This window comes from Tsukamurella hominis (genome assembly GCF_965137015.1).
GTDB lineage: Bacteria > Actinomycetota > Actinomycetes > Mycobacteriales > Mycobacteriaceae > Tsukamurella > Tsukamurella hominis.
In genome coordinates this window covers 161,266-186,328 of the sequence record NZ_CBCRZG010000002.1, presented here as the reverse complement: position 1 = coordinate 186,328, position 25,063 = coordinate 161,266, and the positions used below count along the sequence as shown (strand labels likewise).

At 71.3% G+C, this 25,063-nt stretch carries 27 protein-coding genes, 1 tRNA gene and 1 other RNA gene; 10 read left to right on the top strand and 19 right to left on the bottom strand.

Going from position 1 to position 25,063, the window contains the following annotated elements:
* Entirely contained in the window at positions 1-1,497 is a 1,497-nt protein-coding gene (locus ACM9LD_RS03495) for a CYTH and CHAD domain-containing protein (protein WP_415675389.1), read from the top strand.
* Between the two features lie 21 nt (positions 1,498-1,518).
* On the opposite strand, the gene ACM9LD_RS03490 is transcribed toward ACM9LD_RS03495, so the two are convergent.
* The 11 genes from ACM9LD_RS03490 to ACM9LD_RS03440 form a co-directional block, all read right to left on the bottom strand.
* Positions 1,519-2,250 (bottom strand): cutinase family protein, encoded by a 732-nt coding sequence (locus ACM9LD_RS03490; RefSeq protein ID WP_415675388.1) that lies wholly within the window; start codon positions 2,248-2,250, stop codon positions 1,519-1,521.
* Positions 2,251-2,254: 4 nt separating this feature from the next.
* A complete protein-coding gene (locus ACM9LD_RS03485; RefSeq protein ID WP_415675596.1) occupies positions 2,255-3,661 on the bottom strand; it encodes an RNB domain-containing ribonuclease in 1,407 nt (468 codons plus the stop codon).
* A gap of 17 nt (positions 3,662-3,678) precedes the next feature.
* A complete protein-coding gene (locus ACM9LD_RS03480) occupies positions 3,679-4,461 on the bottom strand; it encodes an acyl-[acyl-carrier-protein] thioesterase (RefSeq protein WP_415675387.1) in 783 nt (260 codons plus the stop codon).
* A gap of 10 nt (positions 4,462-4,471) precedes the next feature.
* On the bottom strand, positions 4,472-5,311 hold the full coding sequence (locus ACM9LD_RS03475; RefSeq protein ID WP_415675386.1) for an ABC transporter permease: 840 nt from the start codon (positions 5,309-5,311) through the stop codon (positions 4,472-4,474).
* Positions 5,308-6,294: an ATP-binding cassette domain-containing protein gene (locus ACM9LD_RS03470; RefSeq protein ID WP_415675385.1), complete on the bottom strand. Its 987-nt coding sequence runs from the start codon at positions 6,292-6,294 to the stop codon at positions 5,308-5,310. Before ACM9LD_RS03470 ends, ACM9LD_RS03475 begins: the two co-directional genes overlap by 4 nt.
* 34 nt (positions 6,295-6,328) lie before the next feature.
* The gene (locus tag ACM9LD_RS03465; RefSeq protein ID WP_415675384.1) at positions 6,329-6,802 is read right to left on the bottom strand and encodes a DUF6194 family protein; all 474 of its coding nucleotides are present in this window, start codon (positions 6,800-6,802) and stop codon (positions 6,329-6,331) included.
* A gap of 9 nt (positions 6,803-6,811) precedes the next feature.
* A complete protein-coding gene (locus ACM9LD_RS03460) occupies positions 6,812-7,549 on the bottom strand; it encodes a DUF2127 domain-containing protein (protein WP_415675383.1) in 738 nt (245 codons plus the stop codon).
* 38 nt (positions 7,550-7,587) lie between these two features.
* An RNA gene (gene rnpB / locus ACM9LD_RS03455) (RNase P RNA component class A) lies at positions 7,588-8,000 on the bottom strand.
* A gap of 26 nt (positions 8,001-8,026) precedes the next feature.
* Complete coding sequence (locus ACM9LD_RS03450; protein ID WP_415675382.1) at positions 8,027-8,674, bottom strand: histidine phosphatase family protein; 648 nt, start codon at positions 8,672-8,674, stop codon at positions 8,027-8,029.
* A complete protein-coding gene (locus tag ACM9LD_RS03445) occupies positions 8,671-9,429 on the bottom strand; it encodes a zinc ribbon domain-containing protein (protein WP_415675381.1) in 759 nt (252 codons plus the stop codon). Before ACM9LD_RS03445 ends, ACM9LD_RS03450 begins: the two co-directional genes overlap by 4 nt.
* A 10-nt stretch (positions 9,430-9,439) precedes the next feature.
* Positions 9,440-10,555, bottom strand: coding sequence for a Nif3-like dinuclear metal center hexameric protein (locus tag ACM9LD_RS03440; protein WP_415675380.1), 1,116 nt, complete (start codon positions 10,553-10,555; stop codon positions 9,440-9,442).
* A gap of 174 nt (positions 10,556-10,729) precedes the next feature.
* Between ACM9LD_RS03440 and ACM9LD_RS03435 the strand changes: the two genes are divergently transcribed.
* Both ACM9LD_RS03435 and ACM9LD_RS03430 read left to right on the top strand, forming a co-directional pair.
* On the top strand, positions 10,730-11,200 hold the full coding sequence (locus ACM9LD_RS03435; RefSeq protein WP_415675379.1) for a low molecular weight protein-tyrosine-phosphatase: 471 nt from the start codon (positions 10,730-10,732) through the stop codon (positions 11,198-11,200).
* Positions 11,193-12,062, top strand: a complete 870-nt coding sequence (locus tag ACM9LD_RS03430) for an SURF1 family cytochrome oxidase biogenesis protein (protein WP_386111572.1) — start codon at positions 11,193-11,195, stop codon at positions 12,060-12,062. The genes ACM9LD_RS03435 and ACM9LD_RS03430 overlap by 8 nt, the downstream gene beginning before the upstream one ends.
* Here the strand turns inward: ACM9LD_RS03430 and ACM9LD_RS03425 are convergent.
* The gene (locus tag ACM9LD_RS03425; RefSeq protein WP_415675378.1) at positions 12,001-12,993 is read right to left on the bottom strand and encodes a cobalamin biosynthesis protein; all 993 of its coding nucleotides are present in this window, start codon (positions 12,991-12,993) and stop codon (positions 12,001-12,003) included. The genes ACM9LD_RS03430 and ACM9LD_RS03425 overlap by 62 nt on opposite strands.
* Here ACM9LD_RS03425 and ACM9LD_RS03420 point away from each other — a divergent pair.
* A complete protein-coding gene (locus ACM9LD_RS03420) occupies positions 12,992-13,282 on the top strand; it encodes a DUF4440 domain-containing protein (RefSeq protein WP_415675377.1) in 291 nt (96 codons plus the stop codon). The genes ACM9LD_RS03425 and ACM9LD_RS03420 overlap by 2 nt on opposite strands.
* Before the next feature lie 62 nt (positions 13,283-13,344).
* On the opposite strand, the gene ACM9LD_RS03415 is transcribed toward ACM9LD_RS03420, so the two are convergent.
* The 3 genes from ACM9LD_RS03415 to ACM9LD_RS03405 form a co-directional block, all read right to left on the bottom strand.
* Complete coding sequence (locus tag ACM9LD_RS03415) at positions 13,345-13,962, bottom strand: VOC family protein (RefSeq protein ID WP_415675376.1); 618 nt, start codon at positions 13,960-13,962, stop codon at positions 13,345-13,347.
* Between the two features lie 66 nt (positions 13,963-14,028).
* Entirely contained in the window at positions 14,029-14,253 is a 225-nt protein-coding gene (gene infA / locus ACM9LD_RS03410; protein ID WP_415675375.1) for a translation initiation factor IF-1, read from the bottom strand.
* Positions 14,250-14,708, bottom strand: coding sequence for a hypothetical protein (locus ACM9LD_RS03405; protein WP_415675374.1), 459 nt, complete (start codon positions 14,706-14,708; stop codon positions 14,250-14,252). The genes infA and ACM9LD_RS03405 overlap by 4 nt, the downstream gene beginning before the upstream one ends.
* Positions 14,709-14,930: 222 nt before the next feature.
* Here ACM9LD_RS03405 and ACM9LD_RS03400 point away from each other — a divergent pair, with 222 nt between their 5' ends.
* The gene (locus ACM9LD_RS03400) at positions 14,931-16,340 is read left to right on the top strand and encodes a dihydrolipoyl dehydrogenase family protein (RefSeq protein WP_415675373.1); all 1,410 of its coding nucleotides are present in this window, start codon (positions 14,931-14,933) and stop codon (positions 16,338-16,340) included.
* 16 nt (positions 16,341-16,356) lie between these two features.
* Here the strand turns inward: ACM9LD_RS03400 and ACM9LD_RS03395 are convergent, their stop codons facing one another.
* The 4 genes from ACM9LD_RS03395 to ACM9LD_RS03380 form a co-directional block, all read right to left on the bottom strand.
* Positions 16,357-16,713, bottom strand: coding sequence for a cupin domain-containing protein (locus tag ACM9LD_RS03395; RefSeq protein ID WP_415675595.1), 357 nt, complete (start codon positions 16,711-16,713; stop codon positions 16,357-16,359).
* Positions 16,714-16,784: 71 nt separating this feature from the next.
* Positions 16,785-16,861, bottom strand: a tRNA-Val gene (locus ACM9LD_RS03390).
* The gene (locus tag ACM9LD_RS03385) at positions 16,852-17,352 is read right to left on the bottom strand and encodes a peroxiredoxin (RefSeq protein WP_415675372.1); all 501 of its coding nucleotides are present in this window, start codon (positions 17,350-17,352) and stop codon (positions 16,852-16,854) included. The genes ACM9LD_RS03390 and ACM9LD_RS03385 overlap by 10 nt, the downstream gene beginning before the upstream one ends.
* Positions 17,349-17,735 (bottom strand): DUF3052 domain-containing protein, encoded by a 387-nt coding sequence (locus tag ACM9LD_RS03380; protein WP_415675594.1) that lies wholly within the window; start codon positions 17,733-17,735, stop codon positions 17,349-17,351. Before ACM9LD_RS03380 ends, ACM9LD_RS03385 begins: the two co-directional genes overlap by 4 nt.
* A gap of 268 nt (positions 17,736-18,003) precedes the next feature.
* Between ACM9LD_RS03380 and aceE the strand changes: the two genes are divergently transcribed.
* From aceE to ACM9LD_RS03355, 5 genes are all read left to right on the top strand, one after another.
* Positions 18,004-20,814 carry a pyruvate dehydrogenase (acetyl-transferring), homodimeric type gene (gene aceE / locus ACM9LD_RS03375; protein ID WP_415675371.1) on the top strand — a complete coding sequence of 937 codons (2,811 nt, stop codon included), beginning with the start codon at positions 18,004-18,006 and terminating at the stop codon, positions 20,812-20,814.
* Between the two features lie 6 nt (positions 20,815-20,820).
* On the top strand, positions 20,821-22,110 hold the full coding sequence (locus ACM9LD_RS03370) for a PucR family transcriptional regulator (RefSeq protein WP_415675370.1): 1,290 nt from the start codon (positions 20,821-20,823) through the stop codon (positions 22,108-22,110).
* 137 nt (positions 22,111-22,247) lie between these two features.
* On the top strand, positions 22,248-23,150 hold the full coding sequence (locus tag ACM9LD_RS03365; protein WP_415675369.1) for an ACP S-malonyltransferase: 903 nt from the start codon (positions 22,248-22,250) through the stop codon (positions 23,148-23,150).
* A gap of 121 nt (positions 23,151-23,271) precedes the next feature.
* Positions 23,272-23,577, top strand: a complete 306-nt coding sequence (acpM, locus tag ACM9LD_RS03360) for a meromycolate extension acyl carrier protein AcpM (protein WP_068521207.1) — start codon at positions 23,272-23,274, stop codon at positions 23,575-23,577.
* Positions 23,578-23,581: 4 nt separating this feature from the next.
* Positions 23,582-24,889, top strand: coding sequence for a KasA/KasB family beta-ketoacyl-ACP synthase (locus ACM9LD_RS03355; protein ID WP_415675368.1), 1,308 nt, complete (start codon positions 23,582-23,584; stop codon positions 24,887-24,889).
* Positions 24,890-25,063 lie beyond the last annotated feature (174 nt).

Sequence of the window (25,063 nt, the reverse complement as noted above, 5' to 3'; positions counted from 1 at the left end):
ATGGCCGAGCAGCGTGAGATCGAGACGAAGTACGAGGTCGGCCCCGAGACGGCGGCGCCCTCGCTGGCCGCCGTACCCGGCGTCGACCACGTCTCGACCGACGAGGTCTTCCACCTGGTGGCGGTGTACTACGACACCGACGCCCTGGACCTCGCCGCGAACCGGATCACGCTGCGCCGCCGTACGGGTGGCAAGGACGACGGATGGCACCTCAAGCTGCCCGACGGTGCCGACCGCCGCGAGGTGACGGTGCCGCTGGGCGACGAGGAGGACGCGCCGGAGGGCGCGTCCGCCGACGTGCCCGAGGAACTGGTGGAGCGCGTCCGCGCCGTCGTGCGCGGGCGCGCCCTCGCCCCCATCGCCATCGTCGAGAACGAGCGGCACACCACCTACTGCCACGCGGTCGACGGCGAGCTCCTCGGCGAATTCGTCGACGACCACGTGCACTCGGTGTCCCTCCTGCCCGACGGGCCCGAGAAGCAGTGGCGCGAGTGGGAGTTCGAGGTGCCGGACACCTCGCTGGGTCGGAAGACCGCGATCACCGTCGACAAGGCGTTGCGGGCTGCGGGCGGCGCCGAGCCGGACGCGGCGTCGAAGCTGGCGCGCGCGATCGACGCCGAGGTGGCGCGCGGGCACGTCGACCTGCCGAAGAAGATCGCGCACGCCACGGCCGGGCACCTGCTGACCGCGGCGCTCGCCGCGTACCGCGACAAGCTGCTCCGCGAGGACCCGCGGGTGCGGTCCCGCGGCGACGACTCCGTGCACCAGATGCGAGTCGCCACCCGGCAATTGCGGAGCGTGCTCACCGAGTTCTCCGGCTTCTTCGAGGGGCCCGCCCGCGCCGCCCTGAGCTCGGAGCTCAAGCTGCTCGCCTCGATCCTGGGGGCCGTGCGCGATGCCGAGGTGCTGGCGCAGCGCTTCGCGGAGTTCGATGCGGACGGCGAGGTGGGCGGGGCCGCCGCGGCCCTGGCGCAGCGGCAGCACGCCGCCGAGGCGCGCGGCTGGACCCGCGTCGACATCGCGCTGAACTCGGACCGCTACTTCGTGTTGCTCGACGCGATCGACGCGTTCATCGCCGACCCGCCGCTGCGGGAGCGGGCGGATCAGCCGGCGTTGAAGAGCCTGGCGCCGCTGCTGGACAAGCGGATCCGCTCCTTCGCCCGGCAGTCGATGGTGCTGCTCGCCGATCCGGCGTGCACCGATCACGACGTGCACGCCATCCGCAAGCACGCGAAGCGGCTGCGCTACGCCTCCGCCGTGGTCGATCCCGTGGTGCGGGGCGATCTGCGCTCCGAGGTGAAGGCGCTGTCGAAGGTGCAGACGCGGCTCGGCGAGTTCCAGGATGCGACGATCGCGCGGGATGCCGTGGCCGACCTCGCCGCCGAGACGACCGATCCCGCGATCGCCTTCCGCCTGGGCCGACTGGACGCGGTCGAGGAACTGCGCGCGGCGCAGGCCCGCGCGAGCCTGCCAGGGATGCTGCGCGGCCTGCGCTGACCCCGGTGGCCTCGCCGGCCGTCAGAGCCCGGCGATGCCCGCGAGCCGGCCGCCGATGTCGGCTCCCGAGTACGAGTCGTGCGAGTTGGGGACCGTCTTCGCGAGGTCGCCGGTCCAGTGGCACACCGGGTCGCCCGACGTACAGATGCTCAGGGTGCGGCCACCGATGCGCGGAGCGAGCGGGGCGGGGTTCGCGCCGCTGATCATCGCCGAGGCCTGCGCCATCCCCTGCGAGCGCGGCGCGGAGCCGAGGTAGCGGGTGGTGTCGTTCGGGATCCGGTCCGGGTCCGCGATGAGGGCCGCCGCGGTGATCTGCCTCCGGTCGCCGAGCCGCTGCAGCGCCCGGTGCACCGCGGACGCGCCCTGCGAGTACCCGGCCAGCACGATCTTCGTCGACGGGCAGGCCTTGAGCACGATCTCGACGTCGCCCTGGGTGTTCGCCGCGCCGGTGTTCATGCTGGCGAGGAAGCCGCCGAACTGGTCCACTCGGGTCGGCACCGCCGCCGCCGGGTAGTAGATGGGCCGGATCGCCACCGTCTTGCCCGCGGCGCGGGCCCGGCCGGCGAAGGCCTGTGCGGCGGAGTTCACGGTGGCCCCGAGTCCGCCGGCGGAGTGTCCCTCGCCGGAGCCCGCGGCGCCGATGAAGGTGTAGTCGGCGCATTCCGGGGCCGCCGTGGCCGGCGCCGCGAGAGCGGGGATCAGGGGCGCGAGCAGGGCTGCCAGCGCGGGGATGAGGACGAGGCGACGGCTCATGACCTCACGCTAGCGCCTTCTCGTACGCGAAGGACACCTTTCGGGACGCAACGTCGGCGGTCTCGAGCCGCACCGTGACGCGGCGGCCCTCGGGCGGCCCGCCCGTGCACGGCGCGATGACCGCGGGCTCGTCGAGGAGCACCTGGTCGGCGCGCATCGTGACGGCGGAGAACTCCTCCCCCACTCGGCCCGCGAGGATCACGGCCTCGGTGAGGTCGATGCACGCCCGGTCCACCTTGTTCGCCAGGGTGTTGGTGCGGATCATCGTCTCGGCGACGTCGTCGAGCGCGCCGCGGGCCCAGTCCGGGATCGGGCTGCCCGCGCACGCGGCCATGCACACCTCGGTGGCGTAGCGGTCGGCCAGGCGCCGCAGCGGCGCGGTGACGTGGGCGTACGGCGCGCCGACCCCGGCGTGGCCGCGGTCGGCGGGCGGTTCCGGCGCCGCCGCGGTGCCGAAGGCGGCGTAACCCGAGCCGCGCAGCAGCCGCGCGGCGTCGGTCATCACGGCGAGGCCCGGCGGGGTGGCCACGTCGAGGCCTGCGAGGAAGTCGCCGACGGGGACGTCCCGCGGCCAGTCCTGCCCGAGCGCCGCGGCGGTGCGCCGCAGGTCGGCGACGGCGTCCTCGGGGGCGGCCGGGAGGGTGCGGAGCAGGCCCACCCCGGCGCGGAGCATGATGTCGGCGGCGCACACGCCGGTGAGCAGGGAGATCTGCGCGTTGTGGGCGTCGAAGTCGGTGCGCGGCTCGATCCGGACGGTCCAGCCGTCGCCCCCCTCGACGGCCTCCTGTGCCGGGAGCCGCAGGTCGATGGCGCCGTGCGCGCGGCCCCACGCGGCGCGCAGCTTCCCGACCTCCGGCAGCAGCGCGATGCTCGGATGGACGCGGCCGGCGTCGAAGTCTGCCTGGACGCCCGCGTAGTCGAGCTGCGCGCGGGAGCGGACCAGGGCGCGGCGCACGGTCGCCGATGTAACCTCGCCCGCGGCGTCCAGGTGGATCTCCCACAGCGCGGCCGCTCGGTCCTGCTCCGGCAGGAGCGATCCGGCGCCCTCGGACAGCGGCCGGGGATGCAGCGGCACGGAACCGTCGGGGAGGTACATCGTCTGGCCGCGCCGGCGGGTCTCGGCCTCGAGCGGGCCACCGGGCGCGACGAGTGCACCGACGTCGGCGATCGCGTAGTGCACCAGGTAGCCGTCGCCCTCGGCGGCGATGTGCACCGCCTGGTCGAGGTCCTTGGCCCCGGGCGGGTCGATCGTCACGAACTCGATGTCGCGGCGGTCCTCGCGGCCCTCGGCGAACCGGTCGGCGCTCGCCCGCGCCTCGGCCAGCACCTCGGCCGGGAAGTCCTCGACGAGTTCGAACTCGGCGCGGACGGAACCGAAGTCGACCGCGCTGGACGGGACGGGGCCGCGCATCGGGATCCCGGTCACGCCTACTCCGCCAACGCCTCGACGCTCATGGCCGCGGCGGTGCGGTCCCCGGCGACCAGCCAGGCGTGCACGACGTCGCCCTCGCGGTGCGCCAGCAGCCGCGGCTCGTCCTCGAGCTGCAGCGCCGAGTTGTGCTCGACGATGCCGCGCAGCGGCAGGCGTTCCCGCAGGTCCGGGTAGGTGGCGAGCACCTCCTCGAGCGCCGTCCAGTACACGGCGTTGTTGACGTGCTGGATGATGTCGAGGTCGGCGGCGCGCAGCAGGAAGGGCACCTCGACGGCGTCGGGATGCGGCTTCGGATCCAGCCACTGCTTCCAGCGCAGCACGCCCGGCTCGGCGGCGGCGCCGAAGGTGCTGAGGAACGTCTCGCTCAGCGCCGACGGGGTGAGGGTGTCGATGTTGAAGTTGATCCAGAAGGCCTCGGTCTCGATCCGGGTGCCCTTCTGCCCGTCGATGCCGATGCGCACGTTGCACCAGCGCGAGCCCATCTTGGATCCCCAGCGCTCGACGGTGAGGATGTCGGGCTGCTCGCCGCCCTCGATGATCTCGATGACGGTGCGCCGCACCACCCAGTACGGGTGGATGTCCTCGTAGTCGACGTGGCGCAGGTGGTCCTGCCCCGTGTCCTGCAGGTACCGGGCCACCCCGTCGAACTTGAGGCGGCGATCGGGGCTGACGGCGTCGCCCCGCACGGAACGCTGCGCCGTGTAGATGGCGCCGCTGTCCAGCAGCTCGCGACGACGCTCGGGCTCGGTGATGCGCGGGGGCAGGGGATCTCCGATCACCCGCCCGAGCCTAGTCGACGGTGCGCTTGTTGAAGGCGCGCACGGCCAGGGGCGCGAACACGGCCGTGAGCGCGATCGACCAGATCACGGTGGCGAGCACGGGGTGCTGCAGCGACCACGGCGCCCCGTCACGCAGCGGCAGATCGTTGCCCCACAGCTCGCGCATGGCCTGGACCAGCGACGAGACGGGATTCCACTCCGCGATCGCCCGCAGCCACGGCGCCATCCCCGCCGTGGGGACGAAGGCGTTGGAGAGGAAGGTGATCGGGAACATGGTGGCGAACATGAAGCCGTTCACGGCCTCGATCGACTGCATCATGCAGCCCACGAGGATACCGAACCAGATCATGGCGAAGCCGAACACCAGGAGAACGACGAAGCCGAGCACCGCGTCCACCGGGTTCGTCCGGATGCGCCAACCGATCGCGAGGCCCGTCAGGCACATGACGACGATGCCGATCGACGAGTGCAGCAGGCTCGCGATGCTGCGTCCGATGAGCACGGAGGCGCGGCTGATCGGCAGCGACCGGAAGCGGTCGATGACGCCCTTCTCGAGGTCGGTGGTGAGCCCACCGGCGACCACGAAACAGGTGAAGACCATCGTCTGCCCCAGGATGCCGGGCAGGAGGTACTCGCGGTAGGAGACGCCTTCGGTGGGGATCGCGGAGCCGAACACGAACGCGAACAGCACCGTGAACATGATCGGCTGGATCGTCACGTCGGAGAGCATCTCGGGCATCCGCTTGGTGTGGATCATGCTGCGACGAACCATGATCCAGGACTGCTGCCAGAGGGTGGTCTGATGCGTCTCGACGCCGCCCACCCCGGCGGCCTCGGTGGTGGCGGTCATGCGGAGGCCTCCTCGGCGGCGCTGTCGTCGGCTTCGGTGCGGTGCCCGGTCAGGGAGAGGAAGACGTCGTCGAGGCTGGGGCGGGAGAGGCCGAGATCATCGACCTTGATGCCGCTCTCCCCCAGCAGCGCGCCGGCCCGGTTCAGATCATCAAGCCCGTTGGCGGGGCTGCTCACCTGGCGCGCGCCCTCATCGACGAAGACCTCACTGCCGAGCTGCGCCAGGATGTCGCGGGCGCGAGGCAGGTCGGCCGCGTCGGACACCGTCAGCACCAGGCTGGCGGCACCGGCGCGCTCCTTGAGCTGCAGCGGGGTGCCCTGCGCGATGATCCGCCCCTTGTCGATGACGATGATCTCGTCGGCCAGTTGATCGGCCTCCTCGAGGTACTGCGTGGTGAGCAGCAGTGTGGTGCCGTTCGCCACCAGCGTGCGCAGCACGTCCCACAACTCGGAGCGAGCGCGCGGGTCGAGACCGGTGGTCGGCTCGTCGAGGAACAGCACGGGCGGCGCCGTGAGCAGGCTGACGGCCAGGTCGAGCCGGCGGCGCATGCCGCCCGAGTAGGCCTTGACCTGCTTGTCGGCCGCCGCGGTGAGCGAGAACTGTTCGAGCAGATCCGCACCGCGGCGCTTGAGGGCGGCGCGCGGGATGCCGTAGAGGCCGCCGATCATCGCGAGGTTCTCGCGGCCGGTGAGGATCTCGTCCACCGTGGCGGCCTGGCCGGTGAGGCCCATGTTGCGGCGCACCTCGATGGGGTTCTCCCGCACGTCGTACCCCGCGATGCGGGCCGTGCCCTCGGTGGGTGGCGACAGCGTGGTCATCATGCGGACCGTGGTGGTCTTGCCCGCGCCGTTGGGACCCAGCAGGCCGAGTACGGAGCCCCGAGGGACCTGGAAACTCACCCCGTCCACCGCCGTGAAATCACCGAACCGTTTCACCAGGCCGATGGCTTCGATCGCCCAGTCACCGCTGTCACCGCGTGTCATGGATCACACGGTAGTGGGGACCACCGACAAGTTTCTATCGCTTTTGTACGTGGGCGCGCGCCCGTTCGAGGAGCGCGACGACCTCCGGGCCCGTGGCCGGATTCACCACCGAGACCCACCCCAGCTTGGCGTACAGCGGGTGCGGGATCACGGCACCGTCGGCGGCGTAGTCCCACTCGCCCGCGCGGGCGGCGTGCTCCGCGGGCGGGTAACCGATCAGCTCGGTGAACGCCTCGCGCCCGACGTTGGCGTTGAGCCGGAAGGCGCCGGGCCGGTCCAGGTCGGACTGATCGTCGTCGGGGTAGTTCTTGGTGACGACCGTGAGGTACGGCATGACGCCGGGCTCGCCGTCCGGCGTGGAGTAGACGAAGGTGTCGCCCCAGGCGATCTCGGGGACGGGCGTCTTCCCGTCGGCGGCGATCGCGCCGGGTGCGATGGTGTCGACGGTGGATTCGGGGAGGCTCTGCAGGAGGGCGATGACGGCGTCGCGGGCGCTCGAATCGGTCACCTCTGCACGCTACTCGCCGGCCCGGCGGACCGTCAGGACACTGTCGGACTCCCGCTCGGCGCGGTACGCCGCCGCGCCGCCGTTGACCCCGAACAGGCGCTTGCTCCACACGAGCCACGCGACGGCGGCGACGTTGACCAGCAGCGCGCCGGCGCGCAGTGCGGTCACCTTCTCGGTGATCTCGTAGATCTCCAGCGGGAGGAACGCGGAGGTCGCGATCACCGCGAAGTACTCGCCCCAGCGCTTGCCGAGCCAGAGCCCCACCGCCTCGACGACCTCGATCGCGGCGTAGGCCACGAGGCCGACGGCGATCCAGGCGAGCGTCGTACTCGACAGGCCCAGCGCCGTGTCCACGGTCTGCACGATCCTCGAGTCGGCCACGTTGAAGCCGAGTTGACTCAGCACCGGCAGCTTGGATTGGAACACCTCGCGCAGGTGTTCGTGGGTGCCGCGGAACTGCCACACGACGACGCCGGCGGCCGCGAAGACGATCCCGCGCAGCAACCTCTCGACCGCGAGGAAGCGCATGATCAGCTCGTCGCGCAGCGCCCGGCCCCGGGGAACCGACGGTGCGTGCGCGGCCGGTCCGGAACCGTGCGGCGGGCCGACCACGTAGTCGTCGCAGCGCAAGCAGCGCCACGCCTCGCCCTCGGGGGTGTCCGTCCGGACCCGGGCGCGGAGATCCGCCTCGTCGGGGTCGTAGGTGACGTGGCCGCGGAGACCGCAGGACAGCACGGAGAGGTCCATCGGACCAGGTTAAGCCTCGGTGCGGCGGAACGTCGGGGCGGACGAGCTGACGTGTAAGCCGGATCCTGTCCCCCGCCGCATCGCTGCGCCGGGGTGGCGACCATCCATCTGGACACACCGTCACCGGGTGCCTCGAGCGGTCCACCCGCGCGCTCGGGCGAGCAGCCCTCGATCACGCGCGCAGCGCCACCGTGAGGTGGCGCCTTCGACCTTGCTCCGGGTGGGGTTTACCGAGCCGCGACGGTCACCCGCCGCGCTGGTGCGCTCTTACCGCACCGTTTCACCCTTACCCGGGCCGGAGCCCGGGCGGTCTGTTCTCTGTGGCACTGTCCCGCGGGTCACCCCGGGTTGCCGTTAGCAACCACCCTGCCCTGTGGAGTCCGGACTTTCCTCGGCGCGGGCGTACTGGTCACCCAGCCGTTCCCGACACCGCGGCCGCCCGGTCAGCTCGTCCGCGCGGTACAGAGTACCCGAGCCTCAGAGCCCCGCCGTCCGGTTGACCTGCCGCACGGAGGCGCCGCCGTCGGGGTAGAAGTCGGCGATCGAGATCGAAGCGAGGTCGAGGTGCAACCGGTAGAGCAGCTGCGGGCCGACGTCGAGGGCGATCCGCAGCGCCGTCTTGATCGGCGTGACGTGCGAGACCAGCAGCACGGTCCGGCCGGCGTGCTCAGCGGTGACCCGCTCCAGCAGCGCCGCGACGCGGCCGTGCACCTCGTCGAAGCTCTCGCCGCCGGGCGCCGCCACCGCGGTGTCGCCGAGCCAGCGGGCGTGCAGCTCCGGGTCACGGTCCCGGGCCTCGCCGAACGAGAGCCCCTCCCACGCACCGAAGTCCGTCTCGATCAGGGCGTCCTCGATCTCGACGGTGAGCCCCCGGCCGACGGCCACGGCGTCGGCGGTCTGTCGCGCGCGGTCGAGCGGCGAGGAGAGGACGGCGTCGATCGGCGTGAGCCGCAGCAGTTCCGCGGCCTCGGCGGCCTGCTCCCGGCCGAGGTCGGTGAGCGGCGGGTTCCCGCGGCCGGAGTACAGCCGCCGCACCGATGCCGGAGTCTGCCCGTGCCGCAACAGGATCACGCGGGTGGGTTCGTGCGCGGAGGCGGTCCAGCCCCCGCGCTGCGCTCCCGTCACTCCTCGGGCTTGGGCTGGGGCAGCCCGGACTCGTTGGTCCGCACCAGGATCGCGCCGCACTCGTCGCAGTGCACCACGAGATCGGCGGGCTTGCGGTTCACGCCGTCGAGGAAGCCCCGGTCGAGCTCCAGGCGGCAGGCGCCGCACCGTCGGGCCTGCAGGAGCCCCGCGCCGGCACCGGAGTTCTTGCGGCACCGCTCGTACTCGGCGTAGAGGTCCTCCGGGAGCTTTCCGACGGTCTCCTCGCGGGTGGTCGCCGTACGGGCCTTCGCGACCTCGATGTCCTTGACGGTCTCTTCGCGGCGCCGCCGCACCGCGGCGATCTCGTCGCTCGTCGCATTCACCACGGCCTCGGCGCGCTGCTGATCGAGCTCGACCGCCTCGCGCTTCTCCATGAGCTCGAGTTCCTCGTCCTCCAGGACGGACTGGCGCCGCTCGAGGCCGCGGAGCTCGTGCTCGATCTCGGTGAGCTGCTTGGCGGGAACGGCCCCGGCCGCGAGCAGTTCGCGGTCCTTCTGCTCGCGGAGGCGGGTCTGCTCGACCTCCTTCTCCAGCTTGCTGATGTCGCGGTCCAGGTCCTCGACCAGGATCGAGACCCGCACCGATTCGTCGCGCTCGGTGGTCGCGCGCTTTTCGAGCTCGGCGATCTCGGCGTCCTCGGGCAAGTGGGTGGCGCGGTGGGCCAGGCGGGAGATCTCCGCGTCGACCTCGGCGAGGTCCAGCAGGATGCGTTGGGCGGCCGGATCAGCGTTCATCTGCGCCACTCTACGCATCCGGTGCGGGCGCGGCCCGCACCGTGAACGGATCCGTGGGGGCGTCGTGCACGGCGACGTCGAGGTAGGGCCACAGCAGCTCGGCGACGGCGGCGCACCAGGGGAACTCGGTGCCCCAGTGCCCGGCGTCCACGACGGCGGGCCCGCCGGCGCGCAGGTGCTCGTCGACGGGGTGGTGCCGCAGGTCCCCGGTCACGTAGGCGTCCACGCCGAGGCGCGCGACGGCGCCGAGCAGCGAGTCCCCCGCTCCCCCGCAGACGGCGACGGTGCGGACCACGGCGGCGGGATCGCCCGCCGCCCGCGCCGGCGCGCCGAGCGCCGAGGCGACGTGGGCGGTGAACGCCTCCAGGGTCATCGGCTCGGGCAGCACGCCGACGCGGCCGAGACCCCATTCCCGCTCGCCGCCGACGAGCTCGACGATGTCGTGGGCGGGCTCCTCGTACGGGTGTGCGGTGCGCAGCGCCGCGAGGACGTCGGCGCGACGGGCGCGGGCGGCCACGAGCTCGGCCCGGGTCTCGGTGACCGTCGTCAGCTCGCCGTTGGCACCGATCGCGGGATTCGCGTTGTCGCCGGGCCGGAACTGGCCGACACCGTCGACCCGCCAGGCACACTCGGAGTACTCCCCGACCTCTCCGGCCCCGGCCTCGAACATCGCGGAGAGCACCTCGTCGGCGTGGGCGGGCGGCACCATGACACCCCACCGGTCGAGCGCGAGCGGCGCGTCGAGGTGTTCGACGGGGTCGGTCACCTCCAGCCCGAGGGCCGCGGCGAGGGCGTCGTTGACGCCGCCCCGGGCGCGGTCGGCGTTGGTGTGCGCGGTGAACAGCGCGCAGCCGCCGCGGATGAGGCGGTGGATCAGCGCGCCCTTCGGCGTGCTCGCCGCGACGGTGTCCACGCCGCGCAGCAGCAGCGGATGGTGGGCGATCACCAGCTGCGCGCCGCGGGCGAGCGCGGCGTCCACCACGTCCGCGGTCACGTCCACGCAGACCAGGACGTGCGTGACCTCGGATTCCGGGTCGCCGCACACGAGCCCGACGCTGTCCCACCCCTCCGCGAGCCTGGGCGGATACGCCTGATCGAGCACCTCGATGACCTCTGCCAGCTTCATGGCTGTCAGCGTAGATCCGCCGGGACCATCTGGAGCCGAGGCCGCCCGCTCACCCGCTATGAAATCGTGACCGCCAGTGACACGATTTCATAGCCGGGCGCGAACGGCATGCGCTCCGTCACCGTCGATCGGGTGCGGCGGCCTGGTCCACACCGTTTCGGGCAAGATGGAGGGGTGAGTACTCCGCTGCATGTCACCTTCGTGTGCACCGGCAACATCTGCCGTTCGCCGATCGCCAAGATCGTCTACGAGCAGTCGGTCGCCGACGCCGGACTGGCCGAGGCGGTGCGGGTCACCAGCGCCGGCACCGACGGCTGGCACGAGGGCGGTGCCGCGGACCGCCGCGCGCGGGACGTGCTCGCCGAAGCGGGGTACCCCACGCAGCACACCGCCGCCGAGCTCACGGACGACCACCTCGCGGCCGACCTGGTCGTCGCGCTGCATCGCTCCCACGTCGCGCCGCTGCGGCGGCGCGGCGTCCCCGCCGACCGGATCCGGCTGCTCCGCAGTTTCGACCCGGACGCCGCACACGAGAGCGTGCCGGATCCGTACTACGGCGATCACGAGGACTTCCGGGTGACGCTGTCGCAGGTCGAGGACGCGATGCCGGGCCTGATCGAGTGGACGCGAGCGAACCTTGCCTAGCTGGATCAAGGTCGTCTTCCAACCGCGGTGGATCGCGCTCGCCATCGCGGCGATCGCCTTCACGGCGCTGTGCTGGTCGGTGCTCGCGCCGTGGCAGCTGGGCAAGAACTCGTCGACCAGCCACCGCAACCAGCAGATCGCCGATTCCGTGAACGCCGACCCGGTGCCCGCGGCGCAGGTCCTCGGCGGCCGCGCCGACGTGCCCAAGGACGCCGAGTGGCGGCGGGTGGTGCTCACCGGGCAGTACCTCGCCGACAAGCAGTCCCTCGCGCGCCTGCGGAATCAGGACGGCAAGCCCGCCTACGAGGTGCTGGTGCCCTTCGCCGCGAACGACGGCGCGACCTACCTCGTCGATCGCGGCTTCGTCCAGACGCCCACCGGCGGCGTCGTGCCGGAGTTCGCGCCGCCACCGTCGGGCACGGTGACGGTCCAGGCCCGCGTCCGCGCCCCGGAGAAGACCGATCCCGCCCGCGGCCCCCGCACGGAGGGCGGCTACCTGCAGGTCTTCGCCATCGACCCCGCGGCGATCGGACCGGCCCAGGGCGTCACGTTCGCCCCCGGCTACCTGAACCTCGACGAGGGCCAGCCGGGCGGCCTCGACCCGATCCCGCTGCCGATGCTCGACGCCGGTCCCTACCTCTCGTACGGCCTGCAGTGGCTCGCCTTCGGCATCATGGCGCCGCTCGCGATCGGCTACTTCGTGTGGTCCGAGGTGCGCCGGCGCCGCGAGGACAAGGCCGTCTTCGACGCCGGTACCGCGGACTCCGCGGACGCACCCGAGGACGAGGCGACGCCGGAGGTCACGCCCGAGGCCGCCCGCGCCGCGCGGCTCGCCGACCGGTACGGACGCAAAGGGCAGTAGCGGCGAGGGCGCCCAGCTCGACCGCCAGCGACAGCCGCGCCGCCCGTGCCAGGTCGCGCGGCTCCGGTGCCCGCCCGTCGCCCAGGGTGGGCCGCAGTTCCACGCCGTGCGCGTACTGCGTGCGCCCGCCCAGCTGCAGGCCCAGCGCGCCCGCGGCGGTCGCTTCCGCCACCCCGGCGTTGGGGCTGGGGTGCTTCGCCGCGTCCCGTCGCCACGCCCGCGCCGCGTCCGACGGTGTCCCGCCCACGGCCGGCGCGAGGGCGACGGTGACCGCGCCCGCGAGCCGGGCGGGGACGTAGTTCAGGGCGTCGTCGAGGCGCGCGGACGCCCAGCCGAAGTCGGCGTAGCGGTCGTTGCGGTAGCCGACCATCGCATCGAGGGTGTTGGCCGCGCGGTACGCGAGCAGGCCGGGCAGGCCCGCGACGGCGCCCCAGAACAGCGGCGCGACCGCCGCGTCGGAGGTGTTCTCGGCGACCGACTCCGTGGCCGCGCGGGCGAGTCCCGCGGTGTCGAGCACCGACGGATCGCGCCCGCACAGGCTGGGCAGCAGGGTGCGCGCGCCGTCGAGGTCACCGCGCTCCAGGTCTGAGCCCAGGGTGGACCCGACCTTCCGCAGGCCCGCTCCCCCGACCACCGCCCAGGTACCGACGGCGGTGGCGCCGGGCACGTTCCGCAGCGTGTATCCGAGCGCCGCGGCCCCGCCCACGAGGATCGCGGTGTAGGCGGCGCCCCTCAGCTTCGACGGCGCGTACATCCGTGCCTCCAGCGCCTGCGCGACGGTGCCGAAGCCCGCGACCGGGTGGTACCGGCGCGGGTCGCCGAAGACCTCGTCGGCGAGGACGCCGAGTGCGAGCTCGGTGGAACGGTTCACGGGGCTCGACGCTACCGGTCGAGTCGTGCGAGGCACGATCGCGCCATACGCTCGGGTCATGGACCGGCACGCCCTGATTCAGTCGCTGGAGGTCGAGTTGCACCTGCCGGACGTCCGCAGGGACGCAGCCCTCGTGCGTTCGCACCTCCACGACGACTTCGTCGAGATCGGTCGCTCGGGACGGCTGTGGACCGCCGACGACATCGCTGCGTCGATCGCCGCATCCCCTGAGCGATCAGAACCGCCCGTTGCCGACGAGTGGCGGTTCGTCGACCTGAGCGAGACGCTCGTCCTCGTCACGTACCGGCTGAGGCTCGACGCCCGATCGAGTCGGCACTCGTCGCTGTGAGAGGTTGTCGCCCCGCGGCCACTCCTCCGGTTCCACCAGGGCACCGTCGTCCCCGGGTGAATTCACTGCCAGACGAAGCCGTCGGGGTCGGTGAGGGATCCGAGCGCACCGTCGATGCGAAGGCGGTGCGAGCCGCTCCCCTCCGCCGGCACCCCGGCGTCCTTGGCCGCCGACTTCCGCCCGTAGAGCGCGAGTTTCACCGCGCCGGGCGCGGCGTCGAACTCGACGTACTTGCGGCCGAAGCTCTTCGCGACCGTGAGCCCGCGCTCGGTGTAGAAGGCCTTGGTGGCGGCGACGTCGTCGACGCCGAGGAGCAGCACGATGTCGTCGATGGTGCGCAGCGGCGCTCCGGTGTTCTTCTTCGACGAAGACGCGATCTTCCGGACGGTGCCGTCGGGCGCACGGAAGACGACGCCGTAGCCCCAGAAGGACTTCCGGGCGGGCTTGATCTCCGTCGCGCCCGCCGCGAGGGCGGGCGCGACGAAGGAGTCGACGACAGCGGGTTCCGCCACGACGAGGGAGACCACGAAGCCGCGGAAGCCGTCGGACGGGCCGTCGGCGGGCGCGGATCGGAGCCGCGGGTCGGGGCCGAACGCGGCGTCGTAGAAGGCCTGGGCGGCGGCCGGGTCGGCCGCCGCCAGGGTGAGGGACCGGACCGGGGTGGTGAGCGAGGTTGTCATGCCGACAACGCTATGAGCTGCGCTTTCGGGATGCTTCTCGATTCCTGACCGATCCGGCCCCGCCCGTCAGTTCCGGTACCGGAAGACGATCCGGCCGCGGGTGAGGTCGTAGGGACTGATCTCCACGAGCACGCGGTCGAGCGGGACGATCTTGATGTAGTTCTTCCGGATCTTCCCGCTGAGGTGCGCGAGGACGACGTGACCGTTGTCGAGCTCCACCCGGAAGGTGGCGGCGCGGAGCCCTTCGATGACGGTGCCGGCGGCCTCGATGCCGCGCGAGGTCTTCGTCATGCCCGCACCAGCTCGACGGTGGTCTCGACCGCGATGCCGCCGGCCTGCTCGATCACGGCGACGGCGGCACCGTCGGCGGGATCGGCCTGCGCCGCCAGGAAGGGCGCGACCCCGGGCGCGGAGCGGACCCGCCACACCCCGGGCGGAGTGACGGCGGGCGGCGGGTCGAGCGGGATCCGGTACAGCGTCTCCCGCCGGCGCGGGGCGAAGCCGTGCCGGCGCCAGGCGGCGAGCAACTCATCGTCGCCGTCCGCCACGAGGGTGAACAGCGGTGGCGGCAGCTCGGCGAGGAGCGCTGCGGCGAGCAGGTCGAAAGCCGCCGCGGTCCAGGCGTCGACGCTGATGAATCCGGCCCGTCGTGACGGTCCGGCACGGCCGATGACGCGGTCCTCGGCGTCGATCGCGAGCCAGTCGCCGTCCTCGGCGCGCACGAGAGTGAGAGGAGAATCGTTCATGGTGATGCCTTCCAGGAATGCCTGCGTGCGGCGCTCCTGGTGGCGACACCTAGGTCGACCGTGAGAACGGAGGGAGCACCCACATGCGTGAAACGTTCACGGGTCTCACCTCCTCAGGTCCTGTCACGGTTACCCCCAGCGTATCCCCCGGCCTCGACCGTCCGCATCCCCTTTTCACGGGCCCGCCACCGGCGGACGTACGGTGATCGAAGGAGGTGCGCCATGGACGAATTCGACGTGGTCGTGATCGGCGGCGGGCCGGTGGGCGAGAACGTGGCCGACCGCGCGGTGCGGGGCGGGCTCACCGCCGCGCTGGTGGAGAGCGAGAGGTTCGGCGGCGAGTGCTCGTACTGGGCGTGCATGCCGTCCAAGGCTCTGCTCCGCCCCGGGCAGGCGCTGCGCGAGGCGCAGCACGTCCGCGGAGCGCTCGCCGGCGAGGCGGCGCTCGATCCGTCCGAAGTCTTCGCCCGACGGGACGCCGTGGTCAGCAACTGGGACGACGCGGGCCAGGTGCGATGGGCACAGGGCGCGGGCATCACCACGATCCGCGGCCAGGGGCGACTCGCCGGTCCGCGCAGCGTCATCGTCGTCGGGCCCGACGGCGCCGAGACCACCCTGTCCGCGAAGCACGCCGTCGTCCTCGCGCCCGGCACCGACGCGGCCGTCCCGGACATCCCCGGCCTGCGGGCCGCGCGCCCGTGGACCAGCCGCGAGGCCACCAGCGCGAAGGCCGCTCCGCGCCGGCTCGCGGTGATCGGCGGCGGCGTGGTCGCCGTCGAAATGGCCACGGCCTATGCGTCTCTCGGCTCGCAGGTGACGTTGCTCGCGCGCAGCGGGCTGCTCACCGGGCTGGAGCCCTTCGCGGGCGAGGCGGTGGGCGACGGGCTGCGGGCGCTCGGCGTGGAGGTGGTGACCGGCGAATCCCCGACCCGGGTCACCCGCGCGGACGGCGAGGTGACGATCGAGACCTCGGCCGGGCGGACCGTCGTGGCCGACGAGGTGCTGGCGGCCACCGGGCGCGCACCGCGCACCGTCGACCTGGGGTTGGAGACCGTCGGACTGGAGCCCGGGGCGTGGCTCGCCGTGGACGACACGCTGCGGGTCGAGGGCTTCGACTGGCTGTACGCGGCGGGCGATGTGAACCATCGGGCCCTGCTCACGCACCAGGGCAAGTACCAGGCGCGGGCGGTCGGCGACGCGATCGCCGCCCGGGCGCGCGGAGCGGCGGTGGACGACGCGCCTTGGGGCGCGCACGTCGCGACGGCGGACCACACCGCGGTGCCGCACGTGATCTTCACCGAGCCGGAGGTCGCGGCCATCGGCGTCACGGAGGCGCAGGCGCGGAAGGCCGGAATCGACGTGGCGGTGGTCGACTACGACCTCGGTTGGGTGGCCGGCGCGACCCTGTACGCCGACGGCTACCAAGGCAGGGCGCGGATGGTGGTCGACGAGGGCCGCGGCGTGGTGATCGGCATGACGCTGGTGGGGCCCGCGGTCGCGGAACTGCTGCACGCGGCGACGATCGCCGTGGTGGGAGAGGTGCCGATCGCGCGACTGTGGCACGCGGTGCCCGCATACCCCACGATCAGCGAGGTGTGGCTGCGCCTCCTGGAGGCCTACCGGGACCGGTGAAGGGGGTATCCCGGATCTAGCCCTCCGGGTAGAAGACGAACAACGTGCACCCCTGTTCCGATTGAGGAACATGCCAGGACCGGGCCGGGGCGTGCATGAAGGTTCCCTCCGGATAGTCGCGTTGACCGTCGTTGAAGACTCCCGACACGACGTACACCTCTTCGGGGCCCGGGCTGTGCACGTCGTCCTTGCCCCACTTCGCGCCGGGGGCGATCCGAACTACGGCGGCCGTCGCCCCGTTGTCGCCTCGCCAGAGGACCTGGATGTGAATCCCTGGGAAGACCTCTTGTGCCGCGACGTCGGTAGGACGGACGGCCACGTAGCCGGGAGCGTTGTCCGCGAACAGGGACGGATCGTTCTTCGCAGTCACGATGCGACGATAGCGCTGACGAGGGCGTTCGACCGGGCAAGCGCCATCGGCGCACTGGGATTCACAGCGGGTGGTGGTGCGCACAGAGGGACTCGAACCCCCGACAACCGGTGTGTAAGACCGGGACTCTAACCAACTGAGCTATGTGCGCTTGCCGGTCGAAGATAGCGCAGCGAGGGCGTCTTCCCAAAGCGACTGATCGCGGGGCACGCCGGGCTCGTTCATCTCGGAGAACCGGATCACGCCCTCGCGGTCGATGACGAAGGTCCCGCGGTTCGGGTAGCCGTTCTTGCCGTTGAGCACGCCGTACGCGTTCGCCACCTCGCCGTGCGGCCAGAAGTCCGAGAGGACCGGGAACAGGTAGCCCTGCGAGCCCGACCACACCTTGTGCGTGGGCGGCGGGCCCACGGAGACGGCGAGCACGGCGGCATCGTCGTTCTCGAACGACGGGAGGGAGTCGCGGATCCCGCCCAACTCGCTCTCGCAGGTGCCGGTGAAGGCCAGCGGGAAGAACACGAGCAGCACGTTCTTGCGGCCGCGGTACGACTCCAGGGAGACGGGGCGGTTGTTCTGATCGCGCAGCGTGAAGGGCGGGGCCTCGGCCCCGACCGGCAGCGGACCGTCGAGCTGGGGCGATGTCACCTCTTGGCCACGCGGCCGGACTTCGGCTGCACGAGGCGCGAGCCGATCCACGAGCCCAGGTTGGTCGACGAGGTCTGGGTGAGCCCGGCGGTCGGTGCGGCCTCGGCGATCTCGCTGGGCTGCACGTGCCCCGGCTGGCCGGTCTTGGGGCTGAGGACCCAGACGTAGCCGTCGTCGGAGAGCGGGGTGATGACGTCCATGAGGGTGTCGACGAGGTCCCCGTCGTCGTCACGCCACCACAGCACGACCACGTCGATCACCTCATCGGTGTCCTCGTCGAGCATCTCCGCGCCGGTGAGTTCCTCGATGGCGAGACGCAGGTCGTCGTCGGTATCCTCGTCCCAACCGATCTCCTGCACGATGTTGCCGGGCTGCAGGCCCATCTTCTGGGCGAATGACCCATTCGTGGACACCGGTGGGAGCCTCCTCGCGTCAGCGCGGGCGGCCCGTTGCCACCCGCATACAGCTGTTCGGTGTCAACTTACGGCACCTGCGCCTGCGCGCAAGCGGGGTACGCGGAACTCGCGCGGCGGACCTGCCGAATTCCACGACGCGGAATACGACTGTCGAGTAACTTTCCAATGCGGCAGGATGGGATCTGCGACACACCGCAGACCTACGCACCGCCTTCGCGACCCGTGAGGAGCACCAGTGACAGACTCGATCGCCACCACCCCGGCAGCCGCCCCAGGACAGGGACCCGCACCGTCGAACGACGGTCGCCCGGACCGCGTTCGCGTGATCCGCGAGGGGGTGGCGTCCTATCTCCCGGACATCGACCCGGACGAGACCGGCGAGTGGATCGAGTCCTTCGACGACCTGATCGCGACCCACGGCCCCGCCCGTGCCCGCTACCTGATGCTGCGCCTGCTCGAGCGCGCCAGCGAACAGCGCGTCTCCATTCCGTCGCTGACGTCGACGGACTACGTCAACACCATCCCCACCGATCTCGAGCCCTGGTTCCCGGGCGACGAGGAGATCGAGCGCCGCTACCGCGCCTACATCCGCTGGAACGCGGCGATCATGGTGCACCGCGCGCAGCGGCCCGGCGTCGGCGTCGGCGGCCACATCTCCACCTACGCCGGCGCGGCGTCGCTGTACGAGGTGGGCTTCAACCACTTCTTCCGTGGCAAGGAGCATCCCGGCGGCGGTGACCAGGTCTTCATCCAGGGCCACGCCTCTCCCGGCATCTACGCCCGCGCCTTCCTCGAGGGCCGCATTCCCGCCGAGCGCTTGGACGGCTTCCGCCAGGAGAAGTCGCACGAGGACAAGGGCAAGGGCCTGCCCTCCTACCCCCACCCGCGGCTGCTGTCGAACTTCTGGGAGTTCCCGACGGTGTCGATGGGCCTGGGCCCGATGAACGCCATCCAGCAGGCGCGGTTCAACCACTACCTGCACGACCGCGGCATCAAGGACACCTCCGACCAGCACGTCTGGGCATTCCTCGGCGATGGCGAGATGGACGAGCCCGAATCGCGCGGCCAGATCCAGATCGCCGCCACCGAGGGCCTCGACAACCTCACCTTCGTCGTGAACTGCAACCTGCAGCGCCTCGACGGGCCCGTGCGCGGCAACGGCAAGATCATCCAGGAGCTCGAGTCCTTCTTCCGCGGCGCCGGCTGGAACGTGATCAAGGTGATCTGGGGCCGCGAGTGGGACGAGCTTCTGCACAAGGACCGCGACGGCGCGCTCGTCAACATCATGAACAACACGCCCGACGGCGACTACCAGACCTTCAAGGCGAACGACGGCGCCTTCGTCCGTGAGCACTTCTTCGGCCGCGACCCGCGGACCAAGGAGCTGGTCCAGGACATGACCGACGAGCAGATCTGGGGCCTGCGGCGCGGCGGCCACGACTACCGCAAGCTGTACGCGGCCTACAAGTCGGCGATGGAGCACAAGGGCCAGCCGACGGTGATCCTCGCGCACACCGTGAAGGGCTTCGGCCTGGGTCACAACTTCGAGGGCCGCAACGCCACGCACCAGATGAAGAAGCTCACCCTGGACGATCTCAAGGGCTTCCGCGATCACCTGCGGATCCCGATCTCCGACGCGGAGCTCGAGAAGGACCCCTACCTCCCGCCGTACTACAACCCGGGACCGGAGTCGAAGGAGATCCAGTACATGCTGGATCGCCGCAAGCAGCTCGGCGGCTTCGTCCCGACGCGCCGCACGCAGGCCCAGGTGCTCAAGACGCCCGGGATCGACGCGGTGAAGGTGATGCTCAAGGGCTCGGGGAAGCAGGAGGTCGCGACCACGCAGGCCGTGGTGCGCATCTTCAAGGAGCTCCTGCGCGATCCGGAGGTCGGGCCCCGCATCGTGCCGATCATCCCCGACGAGGCGCGGACCTTCGGCATGGACAGCTGGTTCCCGACGCTGAAGATCTACAACCGACTCGGCCAGACCTACACGGCCGTCGACGCGCAGCTGATGCTCGCGTACAAGGAGAACCCGCAGGGCGTCATCCTGCACGAGGGCATCAACGAGGCCGGCTCGACCGCGTCGTTCACCGCGGTGGGCACCTCGTACGCTACGCACGACGTGCCGATGATCCCGCTGTACATCTTCTACTCGATGTTCGGCTTCCAGCGCACGGGCGACGGCCTGTGGGCGGCCGCCGACCAGATGGCCCGCGGCTTCGTGCTCGGCGCCACCGCCGGCCGCACCACGCTGACCGGCGAGGGCCTGCAGCACGCCGACGGCCACAGCCACGTGCTCGCGTCGACCAACCCGGCGGTCGTCGCCTACGACCCCGCGTTCGCCTACGAGCTGGCGCACATCGTGATCGACGGCCTGCGGCGGATGTACGGGGAGAACCCGGAGAACATCTACTACTACATCACCGTCTACAACGAGCCGATCCACCAGCCGGCGGAGCCGGAGAACCTGGACGTCGACGGTCTGCTCAAGGGCCTGTACCTGTTCAAGCCCGCCGAGACCGCGCACGAGAAGAAGGCGAACATCCTCGCCTCCGGCGTTACGATGCCCGACGCGCTCAAGGCCCAGCAGATGCTGGCCGAGGAGTGGGGCGTGTCCGCCTCGGTCTTCTCGGTGACCAGCTGGGTCGAGCTGTCGCGCGACGGCATCGAGTCGGAGAAGGCGGCGCTGCGCGACCCGGGCGCCGAGTTCCGCACCCCGCACGTCACCAAGATCCTCGGGGATACCGAGGGCCCGACGATCGCGGCGTCCGACTTCATGCGTGGCACGCAGGACCTCATCCGGCAGTGGGTACCCGGCACGTACGTCACCCTGGGCACCGACGGCTTCGGCTTCTCGGACACGCGCCCGGCGGCCCGGCGGTACTTCAACGTGGACGCGGAGTCGATCGTCGTGGGCGTTCTCCTCGGGCTCGCACGCGACGGTTCGCTCGATTTCTCGGTCGCCGCGGAGGCCGCGAAGCGGTACCGGATCGACGACGTGCTCGCCGCCCCGAAGCAGACGTCGGACCCCGGCGTAGCCTAGGACTCCATGACCGCTGATACGGGCTCGTTCCCCCTCCCCGGGAAGCCGGGAAAGGGGAGCTTCAACCGGAAGCGTCCCGAGCCTCGCGACGTGCTGCCCGAGGCGATCCTCGCCAGGATCCGCCAGTACTCGGGCCGCGTCGCGACGGAGGCGGTGCGCTCCATGGAGGAGCAGCTCCCGTACTTCGCGGACCTGGAGGCCAGCCAGCGGGCGTCGATCCAGCTCGTCGTGCAGACGGCGGTGGTCAACTTCGCCGAGTGGATCGACAACCCGAGCAACGTCGAGTACACGGTCGCGTCGTTCCAGACGGTGCCGCAGGACCTGGCCCGCAAGGTCTCGCTCCTGCAGACCGTGGAGATGGTCCGCGTGGCGATGGAGTTCTTCGAGCGCTGGCTGCCGCTGCTGGCCCGCAACGAGGACCAGCTCATCGCGCTCACCGAGGCGGTGCTGCGGTACGGCCGGGAGATCGGCTTCGGCGCCGCGTCGATCTACGCGTCCGCGGCGGAGGCCCGGGGCGCGTGGGACTCGCGGATGGAGGCGCTGGTGGTCGACGCGGTGGTCCGCGGCGACACCGGCGCCAACCTGCTCTCCCGCGCCGCGGCGTTGAACTGGGATCCGGTCGCGTCCGCCACTGTCATCGTGGGCAATCCCCCGCCGGATCAGAACGTCTCCGTCGCCGGATCGGTCCACGACACGGCCCGATCGCACGGCCGGTCGGCGCTGGCCGTTGTGCAAGGCACCAAATTGGTGGTCATCGTCAGCGGCGCCGTCACGACCGGGGACCCCTTCGCGGACGCGCTCATGCTCCACTTCGCCGACGGTCCCGTCGTGATCGGGCACACCACGCCCACGCTGGAGGACGCCCACGCCTCGGCTGTCGAGGCCATCGCGGGCGTCAACGCCGTCGCGGGCTGGCCCGGCGCGCCGCGCCCGGTGCACAGTTGGGAGCTCCTGCCCGAGCGCGCGCTGATCGGCGACACGCACGCCGGCCGCACTCTGTACGAGCTCCTGGTGAAGCCCCTCGAAGAGGCGGGCTCGGCCCTGTCGGACACCCTGGACGCGTACCTGGACTCGGGCGGCGCGGTCGAATCGTGTGCCCGCGAGTTGTTCGTCCACCCCAATACGGTGCGGTACCGCCTGAAGAAGATCGCCGAGATCACCGGGCGTGATCCGCAGGACCCGCGCGATGCCTTCGTGCTGCGTGTGGCAGCGACGATCGGGCGTCTCGCGGCGGCCAATCCGGACCGCTTCACCCCCGCCGCTATGACGCGAATCACAGACATCTCGTTGAACTAATCCAGTCACACATAACACTCTGGTAACAGCCAGGACTCGCTGAGCAGCACTTTTGTGGAAACCCCACAAATTCGATGAGTCAGGTTCTCAGGCTCCAACACCTTCTTTTCAGGTTCCCGGGGTGTTTCCTGGTACACGTGATTGCACTGCTCGCACCCGGACAGGGTTCCCAGAAGCCCGGCATGCTGACCGCATGGCTCGATCAGCCTTCTGCCGTGGAACGTCTCCGCGCTTGGTCCGAGATCGCCGAACTCGACCTGGTCCGCCTCGGCACCATCGCCGAGGCCGACGAGATCACGGACACCGCCGTGACTCAGCCCCTCGTGGTGGCCGCCGCACTGCTCGCCTTCGAGCAGATGGGCGTGCAGCCGTCGGACACGGTCGTCGCCGGCCACTCCGTCGGTGAGCTGGCCGCCGCCGCCGTCGCCGGTGTCATCACCGCCGACGACGCCGTGCGCCTGGCCGCCATCCGCGGCCGTGCCATGGCCGCGGCCTGCGCGCTGGTCCCCACCTCGATGACCGCCGTCCTCGGCGGTGACGAGGCGAACGTGCTCGCGACCCTCGAGTCCTTCGACCTGGTTCCCGCCAACATGAACGCCTCCGGGCAGATCGTGGCCGCGGGCACCGTCGAGAACCTGCAGAAGCTGGCCGACAACGCCCCCGAGAAGGCGCGCCTGCGCCCGCTCGCCGTGGCCGGTGCCTTCCACACCGAGTTCATGGCCCCCGCGCAGGAGGCCGTCGCGGCCGCCGCGCAGGCCATCACCCCGCGCGACCCGCAGCTGACGCTGCTGTCGAACCGCGACGGCAAGCCCGTCGTCTCCGGCGAGGCCGCCCTGGCGCAGATCGTCGCGCAGGTCACCCGCCCGGTCCGCTGGGACCTGTGCACCGCCACCATGCGCGAGGCCGAGGTCTCCATGGTCGTGGAGCTGCCCCCGGCCGGCGCCCTGGTGGGCATCGCCAAGCGCGAGCTCAAGGGTGTGCCGCAGGTGGCCGTCAAGACCCCGGCCGACCTCACCGAGCTGCTCGCCCCCGCGCAGTAGCCTCGAGACCACCCGACGGGCCGCCCGGCACCGTCGGACCCCCGCGACGCCCGCCGTCGCACGGATAGACTCCCGTCTCCGCGAAATCGCGGGTCGGGTCACACAAGGAAAGGGACCCACTGTGGCCACCAGCCAGGACGAAATCGTCGCCGCCATCGCCGAGATCATCGAAGAGGTCACCGGCATCGAGCCCTCCGAGGTCACCCTGGACAAGGCGTTCATCGACGACCTGGACATCGACTCGCTGTCGATGGTCGAGATCGCCGTGCAGCTCGAGGACAAGTACGGCGTCAAGGTGCCGGACGAGGACCTCGCGGGCCTGAAGACCGTCGGCGACGCCGTCGCGTACATCCAGAAGCTCGAGGCCGAGAACACCGAGCTCGCCGCTGAGCTCAAGGGCAAGTACGAGGCCGAGAAGGGCAAGTAAGCCCTTGTCTTCGCTGAGGAGTTTCTCGACGCGCGGTGGCGACTTCCCGAGTGTGGTCGTCACCGCTATCGAGCTGACCACGTCGATCGGCGTCGATACCGACGCCACCTGGGCGGGTCTGCTCGAGGGTAAGAGCGGCATCCGTCCGCTCGAGGGAGATTTCATCGGCGTGCAGATCCCCGATCTGCCGGTGCGGTTCGGCGGCCAGCTGCTGTCGGACCCGTCGGACGACGTACCGGAGCGGCCCGACCGCCAGTACGCCGGGGACATCAGCAAGCAGCATGTGTCGAAACGGCGCATGTCCTACGTCGAGCAGGTCTCCCACGTGATGACCAAGCGGCTGTGGGACAAGGCCGGTCGGCCCGATGTCGACCCGACGCGCCTCGCGGCCGTCGTGGGCACGGGCCTCGGCGGCGGCGAGACGATGGTGGAAGCCGTGGACGCGCTACGCGATCACGGCGTCCGCAAGGTCTCGCCGTTCGCCGTGCAGATGTCCATGCCGAACGGCGCGTGCGCCGTGTCGGCGCTCGAGATCGGTGCCCGGGCCGGCGCCATCGCGCCGGTCTCGGCCTGCTCGACGGGCAACGAGGCCATTGCGCACGCCTGGCGCCAGATCGTGCTCGGCGATGCCGACATCGCGGTCTGCGGCGGCGTGGAGGGCCGGATCGACTCGCCGCCCATCGCCTCGTTCGCGATGATGCGCGCGCTGTCCACCCGCAACGACGATCCGCAGGCGGCCTCGCGCCCGTTCGACAAGGACCGCGACGGCTTCGTCTTCGGCGAGGCGCAGGCCCTCATGATCATCGAGACCGAGGAGCACGCCCTGGCGCGCGGCGCGAAGCCGATCGCCCGGCTGCTCGGCGCCGGCATCACGTCCGACGGCTATCACATGGTCTCGCCGGACGTGGAGGGCGGCGGAGCCGCTCGCGCGATGAAGCGCGCGATGGAGACGGCCGGCCTGTCCCGCTCCGACATCGACTTCATCAACGCGCACGCCACGGCCACGCCGATCGGCGACACCGCCGAGGCCAAGGCCATCAACGCGGTCGTCGGCACGGACGCCGCGATCTACGCGCCCAAGGGCGCGCTGGGCCACTCCATCGGTGCCGTGGGCGCGCTCGAAGCCGCGCTGACGGTGCTCTCGATCCGCGACGGGATCATCCCGCCGACCCTGAACCTGGAGAACCAGGATCCGGAGATCGAACTGGACGTCGTCCACGGTGCCGCCCGCACGGGCGACATCTCCTACGCGCTGAACAACTCCTTCGGGTTCGGCGGCCACAACGTGGCGCTGGCGTTCGGCAAGTACTGAGCTTTTCTCCAGAAGCCGGTCGTCGAGGATCTCCTCGGCGGCCGGTTTCGCGTTTCCCGACGGTGCCGGCCGAGTAGTCCGTACGGCGCGTCGCTCGCAGTTCGAGTAGTCCGCTACGCGTGTCAACGCCCAAGGCGCGCCGCCATTCTGATCCGGCAAGCAGTTCCCCGAATC